16 protein-coding genes are annotated in these 20,344 nt (G+C 73.9%); 4 read left to right on the plus strand and 12 right to left on the minus strand.

From position 1 onward, the window contains the following. Positions 1 to 61 precede the first annotated feature (61 nt). The 3 genes from ACH4FH_RS25945 to ACH4FH_RS25955 all read right to left on the minus strand — a co-directional run bounded on the left by ACH4FH_RS25945 (position 62) and on the right by ACH4FH_RS25955 (position 2,474). Positions 62 to 670 (minus strand): GTP-binding protein, encoded by a 609-nt coding sequence (locus tag ACH4FH_RS25945; protein ID WP_398558297.1) that lies wholly within the window; start codon positions 668 to 670, stop codon positions 62 to 64. A gap of 207 nt (positions 671 to 877) precedes the next feature. After that, positions 878 to 1,489, minus strand: a complete 612-nt coding sequence (locus ACH4FH_RS25950; protein ID WP_398558298.1) for a TetR/AcrR family transcriptional regulator — start codon at positions 1,487 to 1,489, stop codon at positions 878 to 880. A 112-nt stretch (positions 1,490 to 1,601) separates the two neighbouring features. Beyond that, positions 1,602 to 2,474 (minus strand): alpha/beta fold hydrolase, encoded by an 873-nt coding sequence (locus ACH4FH_RS25955; protein ID WP_398558299.1) that lies wholly within the window; start codon positions 2,472 to 2,474, stop codon positions 1,602 to 1,604. Positions 2,475 to 2,641: 167 nt separating this feature from the next. Here ACH4FH_RS25955 and ACH4FH_RS25960 point away from each other — a divergent pair, with 167 nt between their 5' ends. Next, positions 2,642 to 3,685, plus strand: a complete 1,044-nt coding sequence (locus ACH4FH_RS25960) for a zinc-binding dehydrogenase (RefSeq protein ID WP_398558300.1) — start codon at positions 2,642 to 2,644, stop codon at positions 3,683 to 3,685. A gap of 87 nt (positions 3,686 to 3,772) precedes the next feature. Here ACH4FH_RS25960 and ACH4FH_RS25965 read toward each other — a convergent pair whose 3' ends face one another. Genes ACH4FH_RS25965 through ACH4FH_RS25975 form a run of 3 tightly spaced genes read right to left on the minus strand, consistent with a single transcriptional unit; the run spans position 3,773 to position 7,549 of the window. Further along, positions 3,773 to 4,186, minus strand: a complete 414-nt coding sequence (locus ACH4FH_RS25965; RefSeq protein WP_398558301.1) for a DUF742 domain-containing protein — start codon at positions 4,184 to 4,186, stop codon at positions 3,773 to 3,775. A 13-nt stretch (positions 4,187 to 4,199) separates the two neighbouring features. After that, the gene (locus tag ACH4FH_RS25970; protein WP_398558302.1) at positions 4,200 to 4,646 is read right to left on the minus strand and encodes a roadblock/LC7 domain-containing protein; all 447 of its coding nucleotides are present in this window, start codon (positions 4,644 to 4,646) and stop codon (positions 4,200 to 4,202) included. Beyond that, complete coding sequence (locus ACH4FH_RS25975; RefSeq protein WP_398558303.1) at positions 4,643 to 7,549, minus strand: nitrate- and nitrite sensing domain-containing protein; 2,907 nt, start codon at positions 7,547 to 7,549, stop codon at positions 4,643 to 4,645. Before ACH4FH_RS25975 ends, ACH4FH_RS25970 begins: the two co-directional genes overlap by 4 nt. A 370-nt stretch (positions 7,550 to 7,919) precedes the next feature. Here ACH4FH_RS25975 and ACH4FH_RS25980 point away from each other — a divergent pair, with 370 nt between their 5' ends. Continuing rightward, complete coding sequence (locus tag ACH4FH_RS25980; protein WP_398558304.1) at positions 7,920 to 8,303, plus strand: hypothetical protein; 384 nt, start codon at positions 7,920 to 7,922, stop codon at positions 8,301 to 8,303. Positions 8,304 to 8,420: 117 nt separating this feature from the next. Here ACH4FH_RS25980 and ACH4FH_RS25985 read toward each other — a convergent pair whose 3' ends face one another. Continuing rightward, positions 8,421 to 8,750, minus strand: a complete 330-nt coding sequence (locus ACH4FH_RS25985; RefSeq protein ID WP_398558305.1) for a bifunctional 3-phenylpropionate/cinnamic acid dioxygenase ferredoxin subunit — start codon at positions 8,748 to 8,750, stop codon at positions 8,421 to 8,423. A gap of 162 nt (positions 8,751 to 8,912) precedes the next feature. On the opposite strand from ACH4FH_RS25985, the gene ACH4FH_RS25990 reads away from it, so the two are divergent. After that, a complete protein-coding gene (locus ACH4FH_RS25990; RefSeq protein WP_398558306.1) occupies positions 8,913 to 9,719 on the plus strand; it encodes an IclR family transcriptional regulator in 807 nt (268 codons plus the stop codon). A gap of 233 nt (positions 9,720 to 9,952) precedes the next feature. After that, complete coding sequence (locus ACH4FH_RS25995; RefSeq protein WP_398558307.1) at positions 9,953 to 11,038, plus strand: S-(hydroxymethyl)mycothiol dehydrogenase; 1,086 nt, start codon at positions 9,953 to 9,955, stop codon at positions 11,036 to 11,038. A gap of 61 nt (positions 11,039 to 11,099) precedes the next feature. Here ACH4FH_RS25995 and ACH4FH_RS26000 read toward each other — a convergent pair whose 3' ends face one another. From ACH4FH_RS26000 to pcp, 5 genes are all read right to left on the minus strand, one after another. Next, positions 11,100 to 15,854 carry a hypothetical protein gene (locus ACH4FH_RS26000; RefSeq protein WP_398558308.1) on the minus strand — a complete coding sequence of 1,585 codons (4,755 nt, stop codon included), beginning with the start codon at positions 15,852 to 15,854 and terminating at the stop codon, positions 11,100 to 11,102. Positions 15,855 to 15,927: 73 nt separating this feature from the next. Next, the gene (locus ACH4FH_RS26005; protein ID WP_398558309.1) at positions 15,928 to 16,866 is read right to left on the minus strand and encodes a hypothetical protein; all 939 of its coding nucleotides are present in this window, start codon (positions 16,864 to 16,866) and stop codon (positions 15,928 to 15,930) included. 79 nt (positions 16,867 to 16,945) lie between these two features. Further along, the gene (locus ACH4FH_RS26010; protein WP_398558310.1) at positions 16,946 to 18,469 is read right to left on the minus strand and encodes a hypothetical protein; all 1,524 of its coding nucleotides are present in this window, start codon (positions 18,467 to 18,469) and stop codon (positions 16,946 to 16,948) included. Positions 18,470 to 18,553: 84 nt separating this feature from the next. Continuing rightward, the gene (locus tag ACH4FH_RS26015; protein WP_398558311.1) at positions 18,554 to 19,660 is read right to left on the minus strand and encodes a DUF2891 domain-containing protein; all 1,107 of its coding nucleotides are present in this window, start codon (positions 19,658 to 19,660) and stop codon (positions 18,554 to 18,556) included. Continuing rightward, positions 19,657 to 20,301, minus strand: a complete 645-nt coding sequence (gene pcp, locus ACH4FH_RS26020) for a pyroglutamyl-peptidase I (RefSeq protein ID WP_398558312.1) — start codon at positions 20,299 to 20,301, stop codon at positions 19,657 to 19,659. Before pcp ends, ACH4FH_RS26015 begins: the two co-directional genes overlap by 4 nt. Between the last annotated feature and the right edge of the window lie 43 nt (positions 20,302 to 20,344).

A 20,344-nucleotide genomic window follows, 5' to 3' on the forward strand; every position in this document is an offset into this window, starting at 1 on the left:
GGCGCGCAGCGTACGGCCGGTATCCCGGACGGCGGGGTACCGGCCGTGCCCGCGCCTGACGTCAGGGCAGCGCGGGCTCCCGCTGTCGGGCGCTGACGTGCATGGCGTGCCGGACGACGGAGACCAGCACCTCCCGGGCGGAGTCCGTGCGCCGCGCGTCGCACATCAGCACCGGCACCTCGGGGGACAGGTCCAGCGCGTCCTGGACGGCCTCGGCCGGGTAACGCTCCGCTCCGTCGAAGCAGTTGACGGCGACGACGAAGGGCAGCCCGCGCCGCTCGAAGTAGTCGACGGAGGCGAATGAGTCCGCCAGGCGGCGGGTGTCGGCGAGCACCACCGCGCCGAGCGCGCCGAGCGACAGCTCGTCCCACAGGAACCAGAAGCGGTCCTGGCCGGGCGTGCCGAAGAGGTAGAGGACCAGTTCGTCGTTGACGGTGATCCGGCCGAAGTCCATCGCCACGGTGGTGGTGGCCTTTGCCTCCACACCGTCGAGGTCGTCGACCGGGCGGCCCGCTTCGGTCAGCTGCTCCTCGGTGCGCAGCGGTTTGATCTCGCTGACGGCGCCCACCAGGGTGGTCTTGCCCACTCCGAAGCCGCCCGCGACGAGGATCTTGAGCGACATGGGATCGACGGTGGACCGGCGACGGCGCTCGGAACGCCCGAAGGCCATGGGTTTCTTCTCCTGAATTGCCGTGTGTGCAGGGGAACTCACGCCTGTTCGGCGACCGTCGGCGGACGATCGGCAGCTGCACAGGAACGGTACAACGTGCGTGCGGGAGTGCTCACTTGTGGTGCGGCATCGTTATCGGCGGGCAATGCCCGGACGCCGCCAACCGGGTCGAAAGGGCCAGGTCGGACGCGTTCTCGGGGTGGTGGCTCAGTGCGGGGCGAGGACCGTGGGCCGGTCGAGCAGCCCCAGCAGGCTCACGAAGCTGGATTCCAGGAAGGCGCACAGCTCCTCGCGGGCGTCGGCCTCCTCGACCGGCCAGTTCGTCACCGCTTCCTCGGCGAACGCCATCCAGGCGCGCGAGGCCAGCTCCACCCGCGGCGCCTGCGGCATGCCCAGCCGGCGCCGGCCGTCGCGCATCCGGCGGGCGAGCGTCTCGCGGGTCTCGCCGACGATGTCGGTCACCGCGGGGTGGCTGCCGGCCGCGCCGCGCACCAGCGCGAGGTACACCTGCCGGTGCTCCAGTACGTAATCGACGAAACCGGCGATGAAGGCGCGCATCCACGGGACCGGCTCCAGCGTGGCGTCCGGTTCCGTCGCCGCGGTGAAGCGTGCGCACTCCGCGCGGACCACGGCGCGGTAGAAGTCGCGCTTGGAGTCGAAGTAGTGGAAGAGCAGTCCGCGGGAGATGCCGGCCCGTCGGGCGACCTCGTCGGTGGACAGCTCGTCCAGGGAGCATTCGGCGAGCATCTCCAGACCGATGCCGACCAGCTGCTCCCGGCGCTGGTCGGGGGTGAGGCGGGTGACGCGCTTGCCGGACATGCCCGCAGTGTACGGCGGCCTGCGGGGCCTTTCGGGTACCGCGCAAGGGCCGTGACCCGCGGTAGCGGCCGCGGGCCGGGACGCGCGCGGGGCGCCCCGGCCCGCCACGGCTTCAGGCGTTCCGGCCGAGGTGGTCGAGGATCTTGGGGGTGACCACGTCGGGGACCTCTTCGGGCAGCCAGTGGCTGGCGCCTTCGAGGGCCTCGAAGTGGTACGGGCCGTCCACCCACCCGCCGGTCGACTCGGCAGCCAGGCGGCCCAGGGCGCTGTCCTCGCTGCCCCACAGGAAGAGGGTGGGCACGGTGATGCGGCCCGCGGGCACCGAGATGACCTCCTCGGGGGCGCGGTACCAGTTCAGGGTGGCGGTCAGCGCGCCCGGCTCGGCGAGCCTGCGGACGTTCTCGTCCACCAGCGCCTCGGGGACCTTGTCCCGGTAGGCGGAGCGCAGCCGCTTCGCGCCGTCGGCCAGCAGCGCTTCCTCCGCGACGCCGTCCGCACCGCGGAAGAAGCGGACGTAGTCCAGCCGCCGGTACTGGTCGGGGTCCTCGGCGATGGCCCGGTTGAGCGCCTCGGGGTGCGGGGTGGCCAGCACGCTGAGGGACCTCAGCCGCTCGGGGTGGGCGCCGGCCAGCGCCCAGGCGACGAGGCCGCCCCAGTCGTGGGAGATGAGGTGGAAGCGGTCCGCCCCCTGGGAGTCGGCGAAGGCGAGGGCGTCGGCGACCAGTTGGGGTACGGCGTAGTCGGCGACCCGGGGCGGGCGGGCGCCCGGGGAGTAGCCGCGCTGGTCGACGGCGACGGCGCGGTAGCCGGCCGCGCCCAGGGCGGTGAGCACGGCGCTCCAGGAGTCGGCGAATTCGGGCCAGCCGTGGAGCAGCAGGGCGAACTCGCCGTCGGCTGGGCCGGCCGCGAGCGCGTCGTAGACGTGCGGGCCGACCTCGATCTTCAGGCGCTCGAAGGCGGGGTCCGGGATGTCGTCCGTGGCCATGGCGGCGCTCTCCTCTTGTTGACAACTGCTTAACAGCGACCGTACAACGGTGCTGAGCGCTGCTCAACAAGCCCCCGGCCGCGCGCGTCCGGCGCCCGCCCCGCTCCGGACGGAGCCCGGCCGCCTCTCTCACCGAGCCCGTGCCGGGCACTGAGGAGATCCTTTCGATGACCACCATGCGCGCCGCCCGCTTCACCCCCGCCACCGGCAAGCTCACCGTCGAGGACGTGCCCCTGCCGGCGCCGCGGCCCGGTGAGGCGCTGGTCAAGGTCGCCGCCTGCGGCATCTGCCATTCCGATCTGAGCCTGCTCGGCGGCGTCTTCACCACCTCGCTGACCGCGATCACCCCGGGCCACGAGGCCGCCGGGGTCATCGACCGGCTCGGCGCCCCGACCGCCGGCTGGCAGCCGGGCGACCGCGTCGTCCTGCACGCCGGGCGGGCCTGCGGATCCTGCCCGGCCTGCATCGCGGGCGCCGCGGCCGACGACTGCGAGCGCATCGAGATCATGGCCTTCGACTTCGACGGGGCCTGGGCCGAGTACGTGGTGGTGCCGGTCACCTCGCTGGTCCGGGTGCCCGACGACATCCCGCTGGAGCAGGCCGCGGTGCTGGCCGACGCCGTCTCGACGCCGTACGCCGCGGTGGTCGACACGGCGGCGGTACGCCCCGCGGAGAGCGTCGGCGTCTGGGGCCTCGGTGGTATCGGCATCCACGCCGTCCAGAGCGCCCGGCTGGCCGGGGCCGCCCCGCTGATCGCCCTGGACCCGCTGCCCGCGGCCCGGCAGCGTGCCCTGGAGCGCGGCGCGGACCACGCCGTCGACCCGACCGCCGAGGACGCCCTCGACCAGGTCGCCGCGCTGACCGGGGGCCGTGGGCTGGATGTCGCGATCGACGCGGTCGGCCGGGGCCGGACCTACGCCCAGGCCAACCGGGCGCTCGGCTACCGCGGCCGGCTGGTGATGATCGGGATGTCCATGGACCGCTTCGACCTCGGCCCGCAGACCCCGTTCGTCCGCGACCGACACACCGTCACCGGCCACCTCGGCTATCGCAAGGCCCATATCGAGCAGCTCGTCAGGCTGGTGGCCACCGGACGGCTGGACATCAGCGGGTCGGTCAGCGCGCAGCTGCCCCTGGAGGACATCGCCGAAGGGGTGCGCCGCCTGGAGACTCACGAGGGCAACCCCCTCCGCATCATCATCCGCCCCTGAAACCGCCCCGGCCGCCCGCACGCGCGACGCCCGTGCCGCCCGCCCGTTGTTGCGGGTGGGTGGCACGGGCGTCGCGCGCTGCCGGTGTCACAGGGCGCGAAGGCCGTCGATCACCTCGCGCAGTACCTTCTCGTCCGGCAGTTCGGCCGGCGGGACGGGCCTGCTGACATGCACCAGCTCCACGTCCAGCAGATCGCCGATGAGCACCCGGACCACCCCGACCGGCAGGTCCAGTTCCGCCGCCAGTTCGGCGACCGACAGCGGTGCCCGGCGGCACAGTTCGACGATCTCGACATGCTCGGGCGACAGCGTCTGGTCGGCGACCGCACCGTCCGCGCGGGACTCGGCGATCACCAGCGCGATCAGATCCAGCCGCCCCTCCGCGGCCGAGCGGGTGCGCCCGCGCGTCATCGCGTACGGGCGGACGACCGGGCCCGCGTCGTCGTCGAACCAACGGGCCGCTCCCCGCTCGGGCACGGATCGACCATCCTGGTCGCTCATGGCGTCACCGTCGTCACCCTCCGGTGGGCAGCCCGGACCGGGACGCGGTGCCCAGGTGCGTACCCACGCGCTTGACGAGCAGCGTCATCTCGTAGGCGATCAGACCGACATCGGCGTCGGCGTCGGCCAGGACCGCCAGGCAGCTGCCGTCGCCGGCCGCGCTGACGAACAGGAACGCGTCGTCCAGCTCGACCAGCGTCTGCCGGACCCGTCCCGCGTCGAAGTGCCGGCCGACGCCCTTGGCGAGGCTGTGGAAGCCGGAGGCGACCGCGGCCAGGTGCTCACCGTCCTCGCGGGTCAGATCCTTCGACGCGCCGGTGGCCAGCCCGTCGCTGGAGAGGACGAGTGCCTTGCGGATGCTGCCGACCCGGTCGACGAGCTCGTCCAGGAGCCAGCTCAGTTCGCCGGTCCCCCTCGACGCGGCCGATGCGGTGGAAGCTTCTGCCTTCGGTGCGGTCATGGACCGTCCCCTCCCGATGTGGTTCCTGGTGCTGTGCCCGAGCCGGCGTCGTCGCCGCCCCGCACGGTCGCGTCACGGGCGGAGCCCGTGCGGTGTGCTTCGTCGTGGTGCCGGGTGTCGGCGCGCCCTGGGGCCGCCTCGTCCGCGGCGTCCTCGCGCGATGTCCGCCGGTCGGTCCCGTGGACCTCCTCCGGGGATTCGCCGTTGTCCCGCCGGCCGCGCTGCCAGCCGCGCTGGAGCGAGGCCATCCGCGCGCGCACCGCGTCGGCATCGCGGTCCTCCAGGGGCTCCGCGACCCGCCGGTCCGTCTCCGCCCCACGCTCCGTGTCGGCCTTCAGCTGCGGGGCGAGGCTCGCCTGCCGTACCCGACGGGGCAGCCCGACCGGCGTCGTGGACGGCGGGGCCTCACCGGGCGGCGGGGCCTCGCCGTCAGCGACTCCTGACGCGCCTGGCTCGGGCGCTTGGCGGCGGTCGCTGCGGTCGTCGCCGGGGCGCTCGGTGCCGGTGCGGTCGTCGCCGGGGCGCTCGGCATCGGGGCGTTCGGCGGCCGCCTTTCCGCGTGTCTCGCCGTCCTCCACCGTCCTGCCGTGGTCGGAGACCAGGACCGGGGGCCGGGGGCGGCGTGGCAGCGGGGCGGGCCCGCCGGGGGCCTGGTCGCGGGTCTGCTGGTGCTGTTCACCGGACGGGACCGGCGACACCGACGCGATACCGGGTGTCTTGGCCGGCCCGGTGCTCTGCCCGGCTGACGGCCCGCGGCGGCCCCGGCCGCGCTCCCGGCGGAAGATGTTGTCCTCGTCGTCGAGGGAGTCCAGCTCGTCCAGGCCGAGCGGCGCCTCCAGTTCGACCGGCCCGTCGATGGCGGCGGGGGTGCGCGTCGGCCGCTCCGGGAACGGCACCGGCACCTGGGACAGCGCGGCCAGCTTGCCTGCCGCGTGCTCCAGTTCGTTGCCGAACCGGACGCCCACCGGGTCCGCGGAGTCCAGTTCCCGGTCCTCGCGGCCGCCCTCGGAGGACTCGGTGAGGATGGCACCGGGGATGAGCACGACGGCGGTGGTGCCGCCGTAGGGCGACGGCTGGAGCGAGACCCGGACGCCCTGGCGCTGGGCGAGCCTGCTGACCACGAACAGCCCGAGCCGGTCGGTGTCCGACAGCTCGAACTCCGGGGTCTCGGCGAGCCGGAGGTTGGCGTCCAGCAGCTGGTCGGCGGCCATGCCCAGGCCACGGTCGTGGATCTCCAGGGTGAAGCCGTTGGAGACCCGCTCGCCGAGCACCTGCACGGCGGTGTGCGGCGGTGAGAAGACGGTGGCGTTCTCCAGGAGTTCGGCGATCAGGTGGGTGAGGTCGGAGACGGCGGGACCGTCGACCGCGAGGCGCGGCAGCCGGCGCACCTCGATCCGCTCGTAGTCCTCCACCTCGGCGACGGCCGCGCGCACCACGTCCATCAGCTGGATGGGTTTGCGCCACTGCCGTGAGGGCGCCGCACCGGACAGGATGACCAGGCCCTCGGCGTGCCGCCGCATGCGGGTGGTCAGATGGTCGATCCGGAACAGATCGGCCAGTTCGTCGGTGTCCTCGGTACGCCGCTCCATCGCGTCCAGCAGGGTGAGCTGGCGGTGCAGCAGGACCTGGCTGCGGCGGGCGAGGTTGACGAACACCTCGGAGACGCCGCGGCGCATGTCCGCCTGCTTGACGGCGGCTTCGACGGCGGCCCGCTGGAGGGTGTTGAGGGCCTGGCCGACCTGGCCCGTCTCGTCCTGGCCGAATTCGAGCCGCGGCGCCTCGGTCTCGACGTCGACCTGTTCGCCTGCCGCGAGCCGGCGCATGACGCTCGGCAGCCGGACGCCGGAGACCTCGTGGGCGGCCTTGCGCAGCCGGGTGAGGTCCTTGACGTGCCGGCGGCCGATGCGGAAGGAGACGATGACCGAGACCAGCAGGGCGGCGAAGCCGAGGACACCGGCGATTCCCGCCTTGAGCACGACGGCCGTGGCGACCGGTTCGACGCGTTCCTGGTAGCGGTCGCCGGCGTCCTTGCCCATCCGCTGGAGGTCGCCGAGTACCTTGCGGGCGGCGGTGTGCCACCGCTCGGCGTTGACGCTGCGCGGCCCCGCCTGGGCGCCGGCCGCGATCACCCGGTCCTCGTAGTCGGTCAGCTCGTGCGCCGTGGCGTTGCGCCAGTAGTCCTCGTAGAGGCCGCGGTCCTTGAGGGGCAGGATGGGCAGGCTGGTGGCGTACAGCACCCGGCGCTCGGCGATCCGGTCGGAGAAGGACCGCAGATCGCGCTTGCTCATGCTGCCGGAGACCAGTGCGGCGGACATCAGGGCGTCCTCGCGGGAGACCGCCTCGCGGGCGCGGGTGATGTTGACGAGCGCACGGCCCTGCTTGTCCATCTCCACGTTCTCCAGGGCGTGGAGCGCGGCGAGGAAGTCGTAGTGCGGGTCGACCAGGGCGTTGTACGCCTCCATGGCCTCCTCGCGGGTGACGGTGTTGTCCTCGACCTGGGCGCGCAGCGCGGGGAGGCCGGACAGCCCCTTCACGACGCCGTCCATCCGGTAGCCGGCGTCGCCGGCCAGATCCTGGCGTACGGAGGGGTCCTGGGCGTTGGCCCGCAGCCGGTCGACCTGCTCGTCGGTGGTCCTGGCCTGCCGACGCAGGGCGGTCAGCGCGTCGGCGCCGCGCCGGTCCGCGAGATACAGCAGGCTCTGGCGGCGCTCGCGCTGGAGCGCCTGGACGACGTCCTCGGCCGGATACCCCACACTGCGGATGACGTTGCCGACATCGAGCAGCTGGTTGGCCTCACGCCCGGTGAGGTACGTCGCGAACGCCCACATGGCCGTCAGGGACACCAGCGGCACGAGCAGCAGCGCCACGATCTTCCGGCGGATCGACTTCCCGCGAAAGCGCATGGCCTCCCCTACGTCAACCCCGGCGCACGGGGGTGGTGTTCCGTCAACAAACGGCGCGAGCCTACTACTGTCGGGTGACCTAGCCGAAGACCTGTCCGAGCCTTGCGGAAAGGGGGCGGGGCGGGATCGTCATGAGTTGTCCGTCGATTACCGGACAACCCGCCCACGGTGACAGGCTCGGAATCACGCCGTTACGGGGTGTCATGGGCGGCCGGTTGGCCGGTTTTCCCCTACCCCGGGTAACGCCCCGCCCGGTCGATAGCCGACGATGAGGGCGTCGGGTCCGGCGTCGCGGGCATGTATCCGGTGTATCCGGGCAGCCACCGAAGTGTCGGACGGGCGGGGAGAGTACGGGGAGTGTGACGCGTTCATGGACACCGGCAGGCGCGCCTTGTGGCAGGAGGAGCCGGCGACCCGGCGTCGGATGGCCGATCCGGTGCGCACCGCCGCGGTGCGCGCGGTCATCATCGTGGCGCTGACTCTGATCCTGGCCATGGTGGCGTTCCTGAGCACGCTGGCAGGAGCGTGGCTCGCGTTTCCCGCGGTGCTCTGCACGGTCGCCGGGACCATCGTGGCGACCTGGGCGGTACTGGACGTCTGGGTGACCCGACAGGTGTGGGTACAGCGCAACGGCGTGCAGTCGCAGCCGAGCAGCACCGCGCGGGAGCTGCGCCGGGAGCGGCGGCAGGCCCGTCGCCAGGAGCGGCGGGCGTCGCGGGACGGCCGGTCGCGGGTGGACAGCGCCGCCGCGTGAACCGGCCGGCATCACCGGTGCGGCCGTACGCGCCACTGGCGGCGGATGCCGCACGACGAGCGCCGGGGGACGGCGGCACACGGGCCGGTCGGGGCGCCCTGGAGCCCGGCCCGCGCGTTACGCCACGGCCTCTTCCCTGACCGCGGGCCGTACGTGGATCATTCCGTCCAGGACACTGACCTCGTGTGTCCGGACGGGCCGGCGGGCGGGCAGGCAGGTCGGGGCTCCGGTACGCAGGTCGAACAGCGCCGCGTGCAGCGGGCATTCGACGAAGCAGCCCTCGACCCAGCCCTCGGAGAGCGAGGCGTCCTGGTGGCTGCAGGTGTCGTCGACGGCGTAGAAACCGCCCTCGGCGTGGAAGACGGCGATGGCCGGCATGGCGCCACCGAGCTCGATCCGTACGGATTCGCCCTCGGGCAGGTCCTCGATACGGCAGACGGGAAACATCTGGCCCCCCTGGCACTGATGGGTATCATGGCGTTTTGAATAACGCACCGCAGAGCGCGATACGCAACAGAATCCAAGTCGGGAAGCGGGCCGTCAAGAGCTTTCCGGCAAGAGCCTCAGACGTGCCCCTCCGGGGGCCACCGGGTGGTGACGCAAAGACCCATGCCGAACACGACCGATACGCCGGACGACCGTCCCGAGGAGCGGCGCGGAGGGGCGGGCTCCGTCCAGTCCGTGGACCGCGCGGTCAGCGTTCTGGAGATCCTCGCCCGGCTGGGCGAGGCCGGAGTGACCGAGATTTCGGAGGAGCTGGAAGTCCACAAGTCGACCGCGTTCCGGATCCTGGGCGTGCTGGAGAACCGGGGGCTGGTGGAGCAGGAACGGGAGCGCGGGAAGTACTTCCTGGGCGCCGGGGTGCTGCGGCTGGCCGGCGCGGCGGCGATCCGGCTCGACATCTCACAGGAGGGCCAGCCGGTGTGCCGGGCGCTCGCCGACGACACCGGGGAGACCGCGAACATCGCGGTACTGGACGGCGACGCCGCGGTCAACATCATGCAGGCCAGAGGCGCCGCCGCGGTCACCGCCTACAACTGGCTCGGCCGCCGCACCCCGCTGCACGCCACCGCGAGCGGCAAGGTGCTGCTGGCGCATCTGCCCCGGGAACGCCGGGAGACGCTCCTGGCCCGCAAATTGCCGCGGTTCACCGAGAACACCCTGACCACACCCGCCACGCTGCGCGAACAGCTGAGCGCCGCGCTCGACGACGGATTCGCCTGCTCCACCGAGGAGTTGGAGATCGGACTGAACGCGGTGGCGGCGCCGGTGCGGGCGCACGACGGGGCGGTGATCGGGGCGATCGGCGTCTCCGGACCGGCGTACCGCATGGAGGAACCGCTACTGGCGGAGCTGGCGGAGCGCTCCGCGAAGGCCGCCGCGGATCTCTCCCGCCGCATGGGGTACGGGGGTTGAGGTCGGGGCAGCGAAAAATCGCCTCTTGACGGATTCCTGGCGAACTTCCAGCATGTCTCCTATGGCGCAACGAAGCGCGCCATGGGCAACACACTACGGGGCTGCGGGCGGCCGGCAGTTCACCGCCCTTCCCTGTCACCGCGAGCGCACCACTCAACCCCTCACAGGCACCCGTGCCAACTCCACGCGCACCCGCCCCTGCCACTCGCGCAGGCGCTGTTTAGGAGTGAGACATGCCGCACGAAGCCCGCGCCGTCGTCGCCGTCAAGAAGGGCGCGCCCGTCGAAGTGCTGCCGATCCGGGTACCCGACCCCGGGCCGGGCGAAGTGCTCGTGGCCGTCCAGGCATGCGGGGTCTGCCACACCGATCTGCACTACCGCGACGGGGCCATCGGCGAGGACTTCCCCTATCTGCTGGGGCATGAGGCGGCCGGTGTCGTCGAGGAGATCGGTCCGGGGGTCGCGGATCTGGCGCCGGGTGACTACGTGGTGCTCGCCTGGCGTGCGCCGTGCGGGAGTTGCCGGTCCTGTCGCCGGGGCCGTCCCTGGTACTGCTTCGACTCCCGCAACGCCTCCCAGCCGATGACCCTGCTGGACGGCACTCCGCTGACCACGGCCCTGGGCATCGGCGCGTTCGCCGAGAAGACGCTGGTCGCCGCAGGGCAGGCGGTGAAGGTGGACCCCGCCGCCCGCCCGGAGGCCGCCGGTCTCATCGGCTGCGGGGTGATGGCCGGCTACGGCGCGGCTGTGCACACCGGCGCCGTCGGCAGCGGCGACACCGTCGCCGTGATCGGCTGCGGCGGCGTCGGCAACGCCGCCATCGCCGGCGCCTCCCGGGCCGGGGCGCGCCGCGTCATCGCCGTCGACATCGACGATGCCAAGCTGGACGCCGCCGAGCGCTTCGGCGCCACCGACACCGTCAACTCGCGTGGTACGGACCCGATCGAGGCGGTTCGCGGCCTCACCGGCGGGCACGGCGCGGACGTGGTGATCGACGCGGTGGGCCGCCCGGAGACCTACCGGCAGGGATTCTTCATGCGTGACCTGGCCGGCACCCTCGTCCAGGTCGGCGTCCCCGACCCCGACATGCGCATCGAACTGCCCCTGATCGAGCTGTTCTCCCGCGGCGGCGCCCTGAAATCCTCCTGGTACGGCGACTGCCTGCCCAGCCGCGACTTCCCCGTCCTGGTCAACCTGTATCTGAGCGGCAAGCTCGACCTGGACCGGTTCGTCACGGAGACCGTCACCCTGGACGAAGTCGAACCGGCCTTCGGCAAGATGCGGCGGGGCGAGGTGCTGCGTTCGGTCGTGGTGCTCTGACCGACCCGGCGGCCGGCTGTGGTGCCCACACCGCGCGAGCACCACAGCCGGCTCCCCGGCGTCACCGGCCGGTGTCGTCCGCCTCCGTGCCGGGCGCCGGACCGGTGGTGGCCTCGTCGCGAGCGGTCTCCTGCTGGGCCGGCACCTTCGGCTGCTGCTCGGGCCTGCGGTACATCCGCGTCGCGGTGATCTGGCCGTGCACCGCCTCCTCGCCCGGGTCCTGCTGCTGCGGCAGGCCGGGGCGCAGATGCTCCTCGACGCTGATGTACTTCAGCCCGGCCCGCAGGTCGGCGTCGTTGCGCAGCCGGATGACCAGCGGGAACTCCGCCAGGGCTGTGGTGTCGAAGAGGCCGGTGGTGTAGAGGAGCTGGACGCCCAGCGCATCGGCGACGGCGCGCTGAAGCTCCAGCAGATACGTGGCATTGGCGCGGCCGATGGGGTTGTCGAGGAACAGCGTGCCGGCGTGCCGCTGCTTGTCGCGGCCCCGGTCGTTGCTGCGCAGCGCCGCCATCGTGCAGTACAGCGCGATGGCGGCGGTCAGCAGCTGGCCGCCGGAGAAGACGTCGCCCATCTGCCCGACGGGCACCCGCTCGGCGCGCAGCACCGCGTCCGGCTTGAGGATCTCCACGGCCACCCCGCGCGGCTGGAGCGCCGCGCCGACCCCGCGCAGCAGCAGCGTCATGCCGTCCCGCCGCAGGTCGCTGTTCTTCCTGACCGCGGAGCGGGTCGCCTCGTCGATGACCTCCCCCAGCCGCTCGGTGAGCGTGGCCTGGTCGGGGTCCTCGAAGCGGATCCGCAGGAACTCCTGCCCGGACCACTCCCCCAGCCCTTCGGGGAGACGGGACAGCCGCTGCGCCGAGCGCAGCGTCGTCAGCGACGAATCCACCAGGCCACGGAGGCGGTCGACGATGCTGTCGCGGTTGCGCTCCAGCTGCTCCAGCTCGTCGGTGAGCACCCGCAGCCGGGGAGCGAAGGCAACGGCCCACTTGGCTGCGTGGTCCGGCAGCGCGGCGGCGGGCAGCTCACGGATCTGCTGCCGGGCGGGGGTACGGACCTGTTCGTAGCGGGTGGAATTGGCGTGCCGTACGAGAATGTCGCTCGCCTCGCGCACCGCGGCCTCGGCGGCGGAGAGGTCGGCGGCGCAGCCGCGCAGCGAGCGGCGGGACTCCGCGGCGGCCTGCCGGGCCTCCTCCAGCCGGCCGGCGTACGGCTCGGGCTCCTCGGCGCCCTGGGCGCCGGGACCGGCGGCGGTGTCGTGGTGGTCACGCAGCAGATCGCGCAGCAGGGCCGCGGTCTCGTCGAAACCGCCTGCCGCGTCCTCGGCCGCGCGGTGGTCGCGCAGCAGCGCGTCATGCTGCGCGCGGGCGGCGTCCAACGCCTCGGTGGCGGTGGCCAGTTCGCCGGCCGCCAGGCGCAGCAGCTCCTTGGCCCGGTCGGCGTCGGCGGGCACCGTCTCCGCGGGAAGTTCGGTGTGCGCGTCGCCTTCGGTCGGCGCCAGCCGCTCGGCCTCGCCACGCAGCCGGCCCAGCTGCTCGCTGGCGGCGGACGCGCGGGTCTCCAGCATCTGCACCAGCGATTCGGCGCGGGACGCGGCGGCCTGCCGGGACGGGCCGTCGGCGGCGTCCGGGCTCTGCAGCAGCTGCTCGGCGCGGGTGCGGACCTTGTTGGTGAGGCGGTTCAGCTCGGCCAGGGCGGCGCTCTCGTCGCCCTCGGCGCGGGCCTGTTCGGCCCGCAGGTCGGCGCCGACACCGACCTTTTCGTAGAGCTGGGAGGCGGCGCGGTACGCCTCGCGCAGCGCGGGCAGCGACGCGCTCGCGCCCTCCGGTGCCTCGCCCAGGTCGTCCGGTACGCCGGCGATCTCGGCACGCTCGGAGCGCAGCGCACGGGCGGTGCGGCGGGCGTCGTCCGCGGCGCGCTGGGCGGCTCTGCGATCCTCGTCGGCGCCCCGCGCACGGTCCACGCACTCCTCGGCGCGAGCCTCGAACTCCGCTGCCTCGTCGGCGAGTTCCCGCAGCCGGGACTGCCAGGCGGCGCGCTCGCGCAGCCGGTGCGCGAGCCCTGCCAGGACGTCGGCGACCCGGCGGGCGCGCTGCGCGGTCTCCTGCCGTTCGTCGCGGACCCGGGTGGCTTCCGCCGAGACCTCCTCGGCCTCGTCGCGCGCCGAGCGGGCCTCGGCCAACTCGGCCGACGCCTCGTCCGCGTCTGCGCGGGTCTGCTCCGCGGCGGCGGACAGCTCGGCGAGCCGGCCGGCCGGGCAGCCGCCGCGCCACGACCCGAGGCGGGCGGCCAGCGCCCGGTCACCGGAGAGCCGCGCGGCCAGAGCGCGGATCTCGTCGTCGCGCTCCATGGCCCGCGCCCGCAGCGCCTGCCGCTCCTCGTCGGCGGCGGATTCGTCGTGCATCGCCGGGTTCGGCGGGACGAGGAAGATACCGGTGTCGCGGCCGTCGGGGGCGGGTGTGGGGGCGAGCAGCGCGGCAGAGGTGCCGACCGCGACGGCGGAGCGGGGCAGCAACGCGGCCATGGCGAGGATCTCGCGGGCCCGCGCGTGGGTCGCGGGGTCCGTGATGATCACGCCGTCGACGAGTTCCGGACGGGCGGCGAGCACCCGGGCGTGGTCGGCGGGGTCGACGGACTGCGCGAGATACCGCCAGCCGGGCAGTGCAGGGACGCCGTGTTCACCGAGGTACTCGACGGCGGCCAGCACATCGGGCCCCGGGGGCAGCAGCCCGCCATCACCCAGCGCGCCGAGGATGCGGGAGTCATCGGCGGCGGCCGTGCGCAGGTCGAACAGCTGCCGCTCGGCGGTGGCGACGCCCTGCTCCAGGAGTTCGGCCAGCTCGTCGGCGTTGCGGTCCAGCTCCTCCGCCGTGAGGGGCCCGGCGGCGGGGCGGCGGGCCGGCGGGGTCTCCCCGCCCGGGGTGGACGTCCGCGGGCCGGGCAGTCCGATGGACTTCGCCTCGGACTGCGGGAGGCCGAGGAGGTCGGCGAGGCGCTGCTCGCCGCCGATCGCCTCGGCGGCGCGCCGCTCGGCGTCGTGGGCGCGCTCCGCGGCCTGTGCGGCGTCCTCGGCACGGGCGGCCGCGAGTTCCGCCGCGGCGTGCCGTGCGGTGGTCTCGCGGGCCCGGTTCGCGGCCAGGCGGGCGGCCTCGCGGGCGGAGTCCCATGCCTCGACGGCGGTCTTCTCGGCGTCGGAGGCGGCGAGTGCGGCGCGCGCGGGGTCGGCGTCCGGTGCGGTGTCGTCCAGCCAGCCGGCCTCGACGGCCTCGGCCGTTTCCTGCTCCACCTCGGCAAGCCGCTGCTTGAGGTGGTCGGCCTCGCTGCGGGCGCGCTGGGCGTGGGTGGCGGCGGCGGTGGCGTCACGGTGCGCGGATTCGCCGGCCTCCTGGAGGGCCGCGGAACGCTCCTCCTCCTCGTTGGCGATCCGCTCGCCCGCCTCGGCGGCGGTGTGCAGGGCGCGGACGAGGTCGGCGGCCGCGGTGGCTCGGGCGGCGAGCGCCGGTGCGGCGTCCCGCTCGGCCTCGCGGATGGCGACGGCGACGCGCGCGGAGCGGTCGGCGGCGGCGCGGTGCCGCAGGGCGATCTCCGCGGCCTGCCAGGCGCTGTGCAGGGTGCGGGCGTCGTTCAGTTCGCGGCGCTGGGCCGCGGCGCCCTTCTCGGCGGCGGCCAGGGCCAGCGAGGCGTGCCGGTAGGCGATTTCGGCCGAGACCAGGGAGCGGCGCTCACGGGTGCGTTCGGCGTCGGTGACGCGGTGGGCGGCGGCGGCGACCTGCTCGGCCAGCTCGGCGGCGCGGCCGCGCTCCTCGGTGCCGCGGGCGTGCAGCCGCTGGGCCAGGCCGCGGGTGCGGCGCTCGGCTCCGGCGTGCACCTCGCGGGCGCGTTCGCGGTGCTCGGCGGCTTCGGCGATCCGCGACAGCAGGTCGAGGGAGCCGGCGGTGAAGTCCCGCTCGGCGGTGAGTTCGGCGCGGCGGCCCAGCTTGTGGGCGAAACCGTGCACGAGGTCGGCCAGGCCGTCGGTGTCGCGGGTGTCGGTGACGGCGCGCAACAGCAGGTCGGTGAAGTCGGAGTCGTTCTTGACGGCGAAGAGGCCGGCGGCCTCGCCCTCATCGGCGTTCATCTCCCGCTGGTAGCGGAAGAGTTCGGGGTCAAGGCCGAGGACGCCGAGGTGTTCGTTCCAGCGTTCGTGGATCTCTTCCCAGACGACGTCGAGGTTCGGGTAGTTCCTGCCGGCCTCGGTGAGGACGTCGCGGAAGCCTTTCATCGTGCGCCGGCGGCCCTGCGCACCGGACGCGCCCTCGCCGCTCTCCTGGCGGGGCCGGACGATGGTGGCCTCGGCGACGGGCAGGGAGTCCAGGCTCATGCCGGGCCCCGGCCGGAAGCTGTACCAGGCCTCGGCGAACTTGCGGGGGTCGTTGGACACCTGCCGGCCGCGCCACTCGCTGACCTTGCCGACGACGATGCTCTCGCCGGTGAGGACGTGCTGCCACTCCAGGGCGACGTGCCCGCAGTCGTCGGCGAGCAGGAACTTGCGCAGCACGCCGGAGCTCGCGCCGCCGAGGGTGTTGCGGTGGCCGGGGAGCATGACCGAGAAGATCAGCTTCAGCAGGACCGACTTGCCGCCGCCGTTCTCCAGGAACAGCACGCCCGCGGGGGCCGGGCGGCGCGGGGGGCCGACCGGTTCGTCCTCGAAGAAGTCCGCCTGGGCCGGGGCCGGGCGGGGTACGGGCACACCGACTCCGCGCAGGTCAAGCACGGTGTCGGCGTAGCGCGCACCGGCGGGTCCGATGGAATAGAGGCGGACCCGGGACAGCTCGTACATGGCGGACTTTCGTTGTCGTGTCGGGCGGTGGTCGGGCGACGTGGCGGGCGGGCGGTGGTGCGGGGCGGGGCGGTCAGCCGGAGTGGAAGGGGAGTCCGGCGTCGGAGACCAGGTCGAGGTCGTCGGTGTCCTCGCCCGGCATCAGGGAGGCGCTGCCGTCGGCGACGGGCACCACGCCCAGGTCGAGGAGTTCGGCCATGGCGGCGCTGCCCGCCATGTCGCGGACCTGGAGCTGGTAACGGGCGGTGGTGCGGTAGGCGCCGCCGGCGTCGTCGCCGGTGCGCTGCAGGAAGCCGGAGTCGACGAGGAAGGTGACGGCCTTGGCGATGATGCCGGTGGTCGAGCCGGCCAGCCGCCGGGCGTCCTTGGTGGCGCCGGTCGCGCTGCGGCGCGCGTAGACCCGCCAGGCGGATTCCAGGCCGGGCGCGTCGGTGGCCGGGTCGGTGTTCTCGCCCTCCTGCTCGGCGCGCTCCTCCAGGCGGCGGCATGCCTGCCGGACGAAGGCGTCGACGCCGTTGACGGTGATCCGGCCGATGTAGCCGTCGTCGGCGAGGTCCTCGGGGCGCGGGAAGGCCAGGGCGGCGACGGCGAGATGCGCCAGGCCGTGCAGGAAGCGGTCGGCGGAGTCGGCGGAGGCACGGCGGGCGTAGTCGCCCATCCGGACCGCGAAGACGGAGTCGTCGGCGGCGGTGACGGCCATGCCCGCGCGGGTGGAGACCTCCAGGACGATCAGGCCGAGGCCGGTGGCGACCGCGTCGGCGAGCCGGGCGAAGGGCGGGTCGTCCCGGTAGCGGCGCAGCAGTTCGGCGTATTCGGCATCGCGGGCGGGCAGCAGCTTGGGCTGGAGTCCGAAGGACACCAGCCGTGCGGCGTCGGCGGCGTCCGCCGGGGTGACCGGTGCGGGGCCCGCGGCGGCCGGTGCCGCGTCGGCGGGCAGGAACCGGCCGGCCGTCTCGCCCGGGGCGGACGTCGGCTCCGGCGCTGCCGGCTCGGCGGCGTCGTACTCGGTCACGGTTGCGGCTCCTTGTGCGGGTTCCGGGCGGCGCCGGGTCGGAAGGCGGTGGTCTGCACTGTGTCGTGCGGGCGGGGCATCAGGCCACCTCCGAGCGGTCCGCGGCCATCCCGGCCGCGTCCAGCAGGGCCGTGCCGACGATGAGGTCGGCGCCGCCGAACTCGGGGTCGGACAGCTCGGTGCCGTCGTCGACGGCGAAGAGCAGCTGCTGCTCGCCCTGGCGGTAGGCGGTGCCGACCGGGGGGCTGGCGGCGTGCACCGCCAACAGCGCGACGAGATAGGGGAGATCCGGGTCCGAGCGGCGCGCGTCGGCGAGCAGGCCGGAGAGCCTGCGGGGCGCGTCGGCGGGCAGGTCGAGCAGCTGCATGGCGGCGTCGAGCTGCTCCTCGCTGAAGCGGCTGTCGTCGGGCGTCGCCACCAGGTCCGGTTCGGGCATCTCGGCGCCCAGGTGCTCGCGCTCCACGGGCGGGGTCAGCAGCACCTCGACGAGGTCGCCGACGCGGACGGCCGAGGGGGTGCGCAGGCCCGTGCCGCGGGCGAAGAAGGCGTCCGTGACACGCACGGCCCGCTCGGCGGGCAGCGGCAGCAGCGGGGCGAGGAGCTGGCCGTAGAGGTCGAGTCCGGCGTGCGCGGCCGGGGTGGCGAAGGCCTGCCGGTCCTGTTCCGCGCGGAAGAGCGGGCCGGCCTCCAGGAGGCGGGACTGCAACTGGGTGTGCCGGCGGATGCAGTCCTTGACGATGTCGACGAGTTCGGCGGCGCGCCGCTTGTGCTCGGGCTCCTCGGTTTCGTCGCGGGCCTTGCGGATGTTGGTGAGGATGGCGTTCTCGTGGCGGTAGCGGTCCGCGACGTGGTCCAGCGCCTCGGTGATCATGTCGGGGACGGTCTGCAGCCAGTCGACCGCCCGGACATTGCGCCGGGTGGCGTCCAGGGTCCTGCGGAGGGTCTCGGCGTACTGCACGGTGCGGTAGCGGGCCTGTTCCGCGGCGAGCTGGGCGTCGGCAAGCCGGCCACGGTTGATCAGCACCTCCAGCTTGACCTCGGCGGCGATCTGGGCGCTGGTGACGTCCGTGTCGAGCGCGCCGACCAGGACGTTGACCGCTTCGTCGGTGGCCCGGAGGTAGACGCTGCCGCCCGCGCCGGGGACCTCCTCGATGAGCTTGAAGTCGTAGTCGCGCCGGACGTACTCACCCTCGGGGTTGAAGGTGCCGTAGACGGCGCGGAAGCCGCGGTCCACGCTGCCGACGTTGATGAGGTTCTCCAGCACCCAGCGGGCCACCCGCTCGTGCTCGCCCGAGGGGCGGCGCGGGGCCTGCGCGGCGATCCGAGGGAGCACCCTGGCCACTATTTCCTCGTGGTCGGCGCCGGTGTCGAAGTCCATGTTGAGCGTGACCAGATCGATGACGGCGAGCGCCACCTCGGCCATGGCGTAGATGCCGTACTCACCCGCGAGGTTGGCCTTGCGCACGTCGAGGTCGTGCAGCGGCGCGGTGCACGCCAGGGCGCGCAGACGGCGGGCCAGGCCTTCGTCGGCGGCCGGGCCCGGCGCGGGCCGGTTCGGCCCGTTGAGCTGGGGCGCAGCGGCCCTCGGGGCAGGAAAAGTCACGTCGCACAGAGTAGGCGCTTGCACTGACAACGGACGAAACGGCGCGGATCCGCTCATGGAGGGACCCGCGCGTCGGCCGACACATCAGTCTACGGCGTCCCCTTCGGAGGGTTCGTCCGCGGTCCGGTCGCGGGCGGTTTGTGCACCGGAGGCGGTGGCGGGCGGCCCGTCCAACGCGAGGGCGGCGAAGGACGCGAGCCAGTGATCCGCGGTGAAATCACCCGAGATCGCCCGGGGCAGTCCAGCCGCCAGGTGCTCTCCGGCCGCGGACCGCAGCACGGCACCACGCGGGTCGCCCGCGGGCAGCGCGGCGGCGAGACGGCGCAGCGCGGCCGCCCGGCTGAGCGAGAGGCCGATGAGGTGGCCGATCTGCGGGTCGATGGGGTCGGAGACGGTGGGCGGGGCGAGCAGCGTCCGCGGGGCGCCGTGGTCGGTGCCGGGCAGGAATCGCGCGAGCCAGTGGGCGAATTCGGCGCGCGGCAGCACCCGGCTCATCGCCTCGGCCTCGGTCAGCGCCGGGGACAGGAAGTCCTGGCCGGAGGGTTCCCAGTGGGCGGGGGCGTCATGGTCGTCGGCGAACCAGCGCAGCAGCGCCTCGGTCACCGGCGCGGCGAGTGCCGGCCGCCCGGCCGCCGCCGCGCTGTCCAGGACGACGGCGAGTGCGAAGGCGCTGTTGGTGTGGGTGCCGTGGCGTACCGGGTAGGTGGCGCGCGCCAGCCAGCCGCGCAGCAGCGCGTCGACGGTCTCGGCCGCCGGTGCCAGCGCGGCGGCCCAGCGCTCGCCCGACGGGCCGCCCAGTGCCCGGCATTCGGCGGTGAGCGCCAGCAGCCAGGCCCAGCCGTAGGGCCGCTCGAACGACGGGTGGGCCCGCAGATAAGCCGCCTCCGCGGCGAGATGCGCCGGCGTGAGGTGGCCGTCGAGCACCTCGGTGATCCGCTCGTGATCCACCCGGTCCGGGCAGCGACGCAGCAACCGGACCAGCAGCCAGTGCATATGGACCGAGGAGTGCCAGTCGTAGGAGCCGTAGAAGGCGGGATGGTGGATCCGCGGCGGCACCAGGTCCTCGGGCCCGGCCAGCAGGTGCATCGGGGCGTAGGGATAGGGACGGGTGACGTTGCTCAGCGCGACGTCCGCGAACCGGGCTGCGTACGGGGCGAGTTCATCCTCGCCCCGGGTCTTCGCGCCGGTCAATGGGTGGCGCCTTCGGCGACGCGGATGTCGGTACGGACGGTCGCGGCGGTGGCGGCGATCTCCCGCAGGGCCTGCGCGACCGAGGCGACCGGCAGTGACGGCCGGCCGCGGTCGAGGACCTGCTCCGGTGCGAACGGGACATGCACGAAGCCGCCGCGGATGTCGGGCAGTTCGGTGGCGATGAGGTGGGCGAGGCCGTAGAAGACGTGGTTGCAGACGAAGGTGCCCGCGGTGTTGGAGACGGAGGCGGGCAGGCCGGCGGCGCGGACGGCCGCCACGCAGGCCTTGATGGGCAGGGTGGAGAAGTACGCGGCGGGGCCGCCGGGCACGATCACCTCGTCAACGGGCCGGGCACCGGAGACGTCCGGGATGCGCGCGTCGTCGACGTTGACCGCGAGCCGTTCGACGGTGATGTCGGGGCGGCCACCGGCCTGGCCGACGCACACCACGATCTCGGGCCGGGCTTCCTCGATCGCGTCGCGCAGCGCCACCCGCGCGGCTCCGTAGACGCAGGGAAGCTCGGCGGCGACGATCTCCAGTCCGGCGGGCGGCTCGGCCGCGGCGGCGCGCACCGCCTGCCAGGAGGGGTTGGTGGACTCGCCGTCGAACGGTTCGAATCCGGTCAGCAGTACCCGCGTCATGTGCTCGTCCCAAGGGTCGGAAGGCGGATCGGTAGGCGGAGGG

Origin of the sequence: Streptomyces sp. NPDC017993, assembly GCF_044328065.1 — a bacterium.
Taxonomy (GTDB): domain Bacteria; phylum Actinomycetota; class Actinomycetes; order Streptomycetales; family Streptomycetaceae; genus Streptomyces.

What these genes read in the sequence shown, in the direction of transcription:
- ACH4FH_RS25995 (WP_398558307.1), top strand. Translation starts at nt 9,953, where the DNA reads ATGCCGCACGAAGCCCGCGCCGTCGTCGCCGTCAAGAAGGGCGCGCCC.
- ACH4FH_RS25975 (WP_398558303.1), bottom strand. Translation starts at nt 7,549, where the DNA reads ATGCGCTTTCGCGGGAAGTCGATCCGCCGGAAGATCGTGGCGCTGCTG.
- ACH4FH_RS25950 (WP_398558298.1), bottom strand. Translation starts at nt 1,489, where the DNA reads ATGTCCGGCAAGCGCGTCACCCGCCTCACCCCCGACCAGCGCCGGGAG.
- ACH4FH_RS25990 (WP_398558306.1), top strand. Translation starts at nt 8,913, where the DNA reads ATGCCGAACACGACCGATACGCCGGACGACCGTCCCGAGGAGCGGCGC.
- ACH4FH_RS25955 (WP_398558299.1), bottom strand. Translation starts at nt 2,474, where the DNA reads ATGGCCACGGACGACATCCCGGACCCCGCCTTCGAGCGCCTGAAGATC.
- ACH4FH_RS25980 (WP_398558304.1), top strand. Translation starts at nt 7,920, where the DNA reads ATGGACACCGGCAGGCGCGCCTTGTGGCAGGAGGAGCCGGCGACCCGG.
- ACH4FH_RS25965 (WP_398558301.1), bottom strand. Translation starts at nt 4,186, where the DNA reads ATGAGCGACCAGGATGGTCGATCCGTGCCCGAGCGGGGAGCGGCCCGT.
- ACH4FH_RS25945 (WP_398558297.1), bottom strand. Translation starts at nt 670, where the DNA reads ATGGCCTTCGGGCGTTCCGAGCGCCGTCGCCGGTCCACCGTCGATCCC.
- pcp (WP_398558312.1), bottom strand. Translation starts at nt 20,301, where the DNA reads ATGACGCGGGTACTGCTGACCGGATTCGAACCGTTCGACGGCGAGTCC.
- ACH4FH_RS25970 (WP_398558302.1), bottom strand. Translation starts at nt 4,646, where the DNA reads ATGACCGCACCGAAGGCAGAAGCTTCCACCGCATCGGCCGCGTCGAGG.
- ACH4FH_RS25985 (WP_398558305.1), bottom strand. Translation starts at nt 8,750, where the DNA reads ATGTTTCCCGTCTGCCGTATCGAGGACCTGCCCGAGGGCGAATCCGTA.
- ACH4FH_RS25960 (WP_398558300.1), top strand. Translation starts at nt 2,642, where the DNA reads ATGACCACCATGCGCGCCGCCCGCTTCACCCCCGCCACCGGCAAGCTC.
- ACH4FH_RS26000 (WP_398558308.1), bottom strand. Translation starts at nt 15,854, where the DNA reads ATGTACGAGCTGTCCCGGGTCCGCCTCTATTCCATCGGACCCGCCGGT.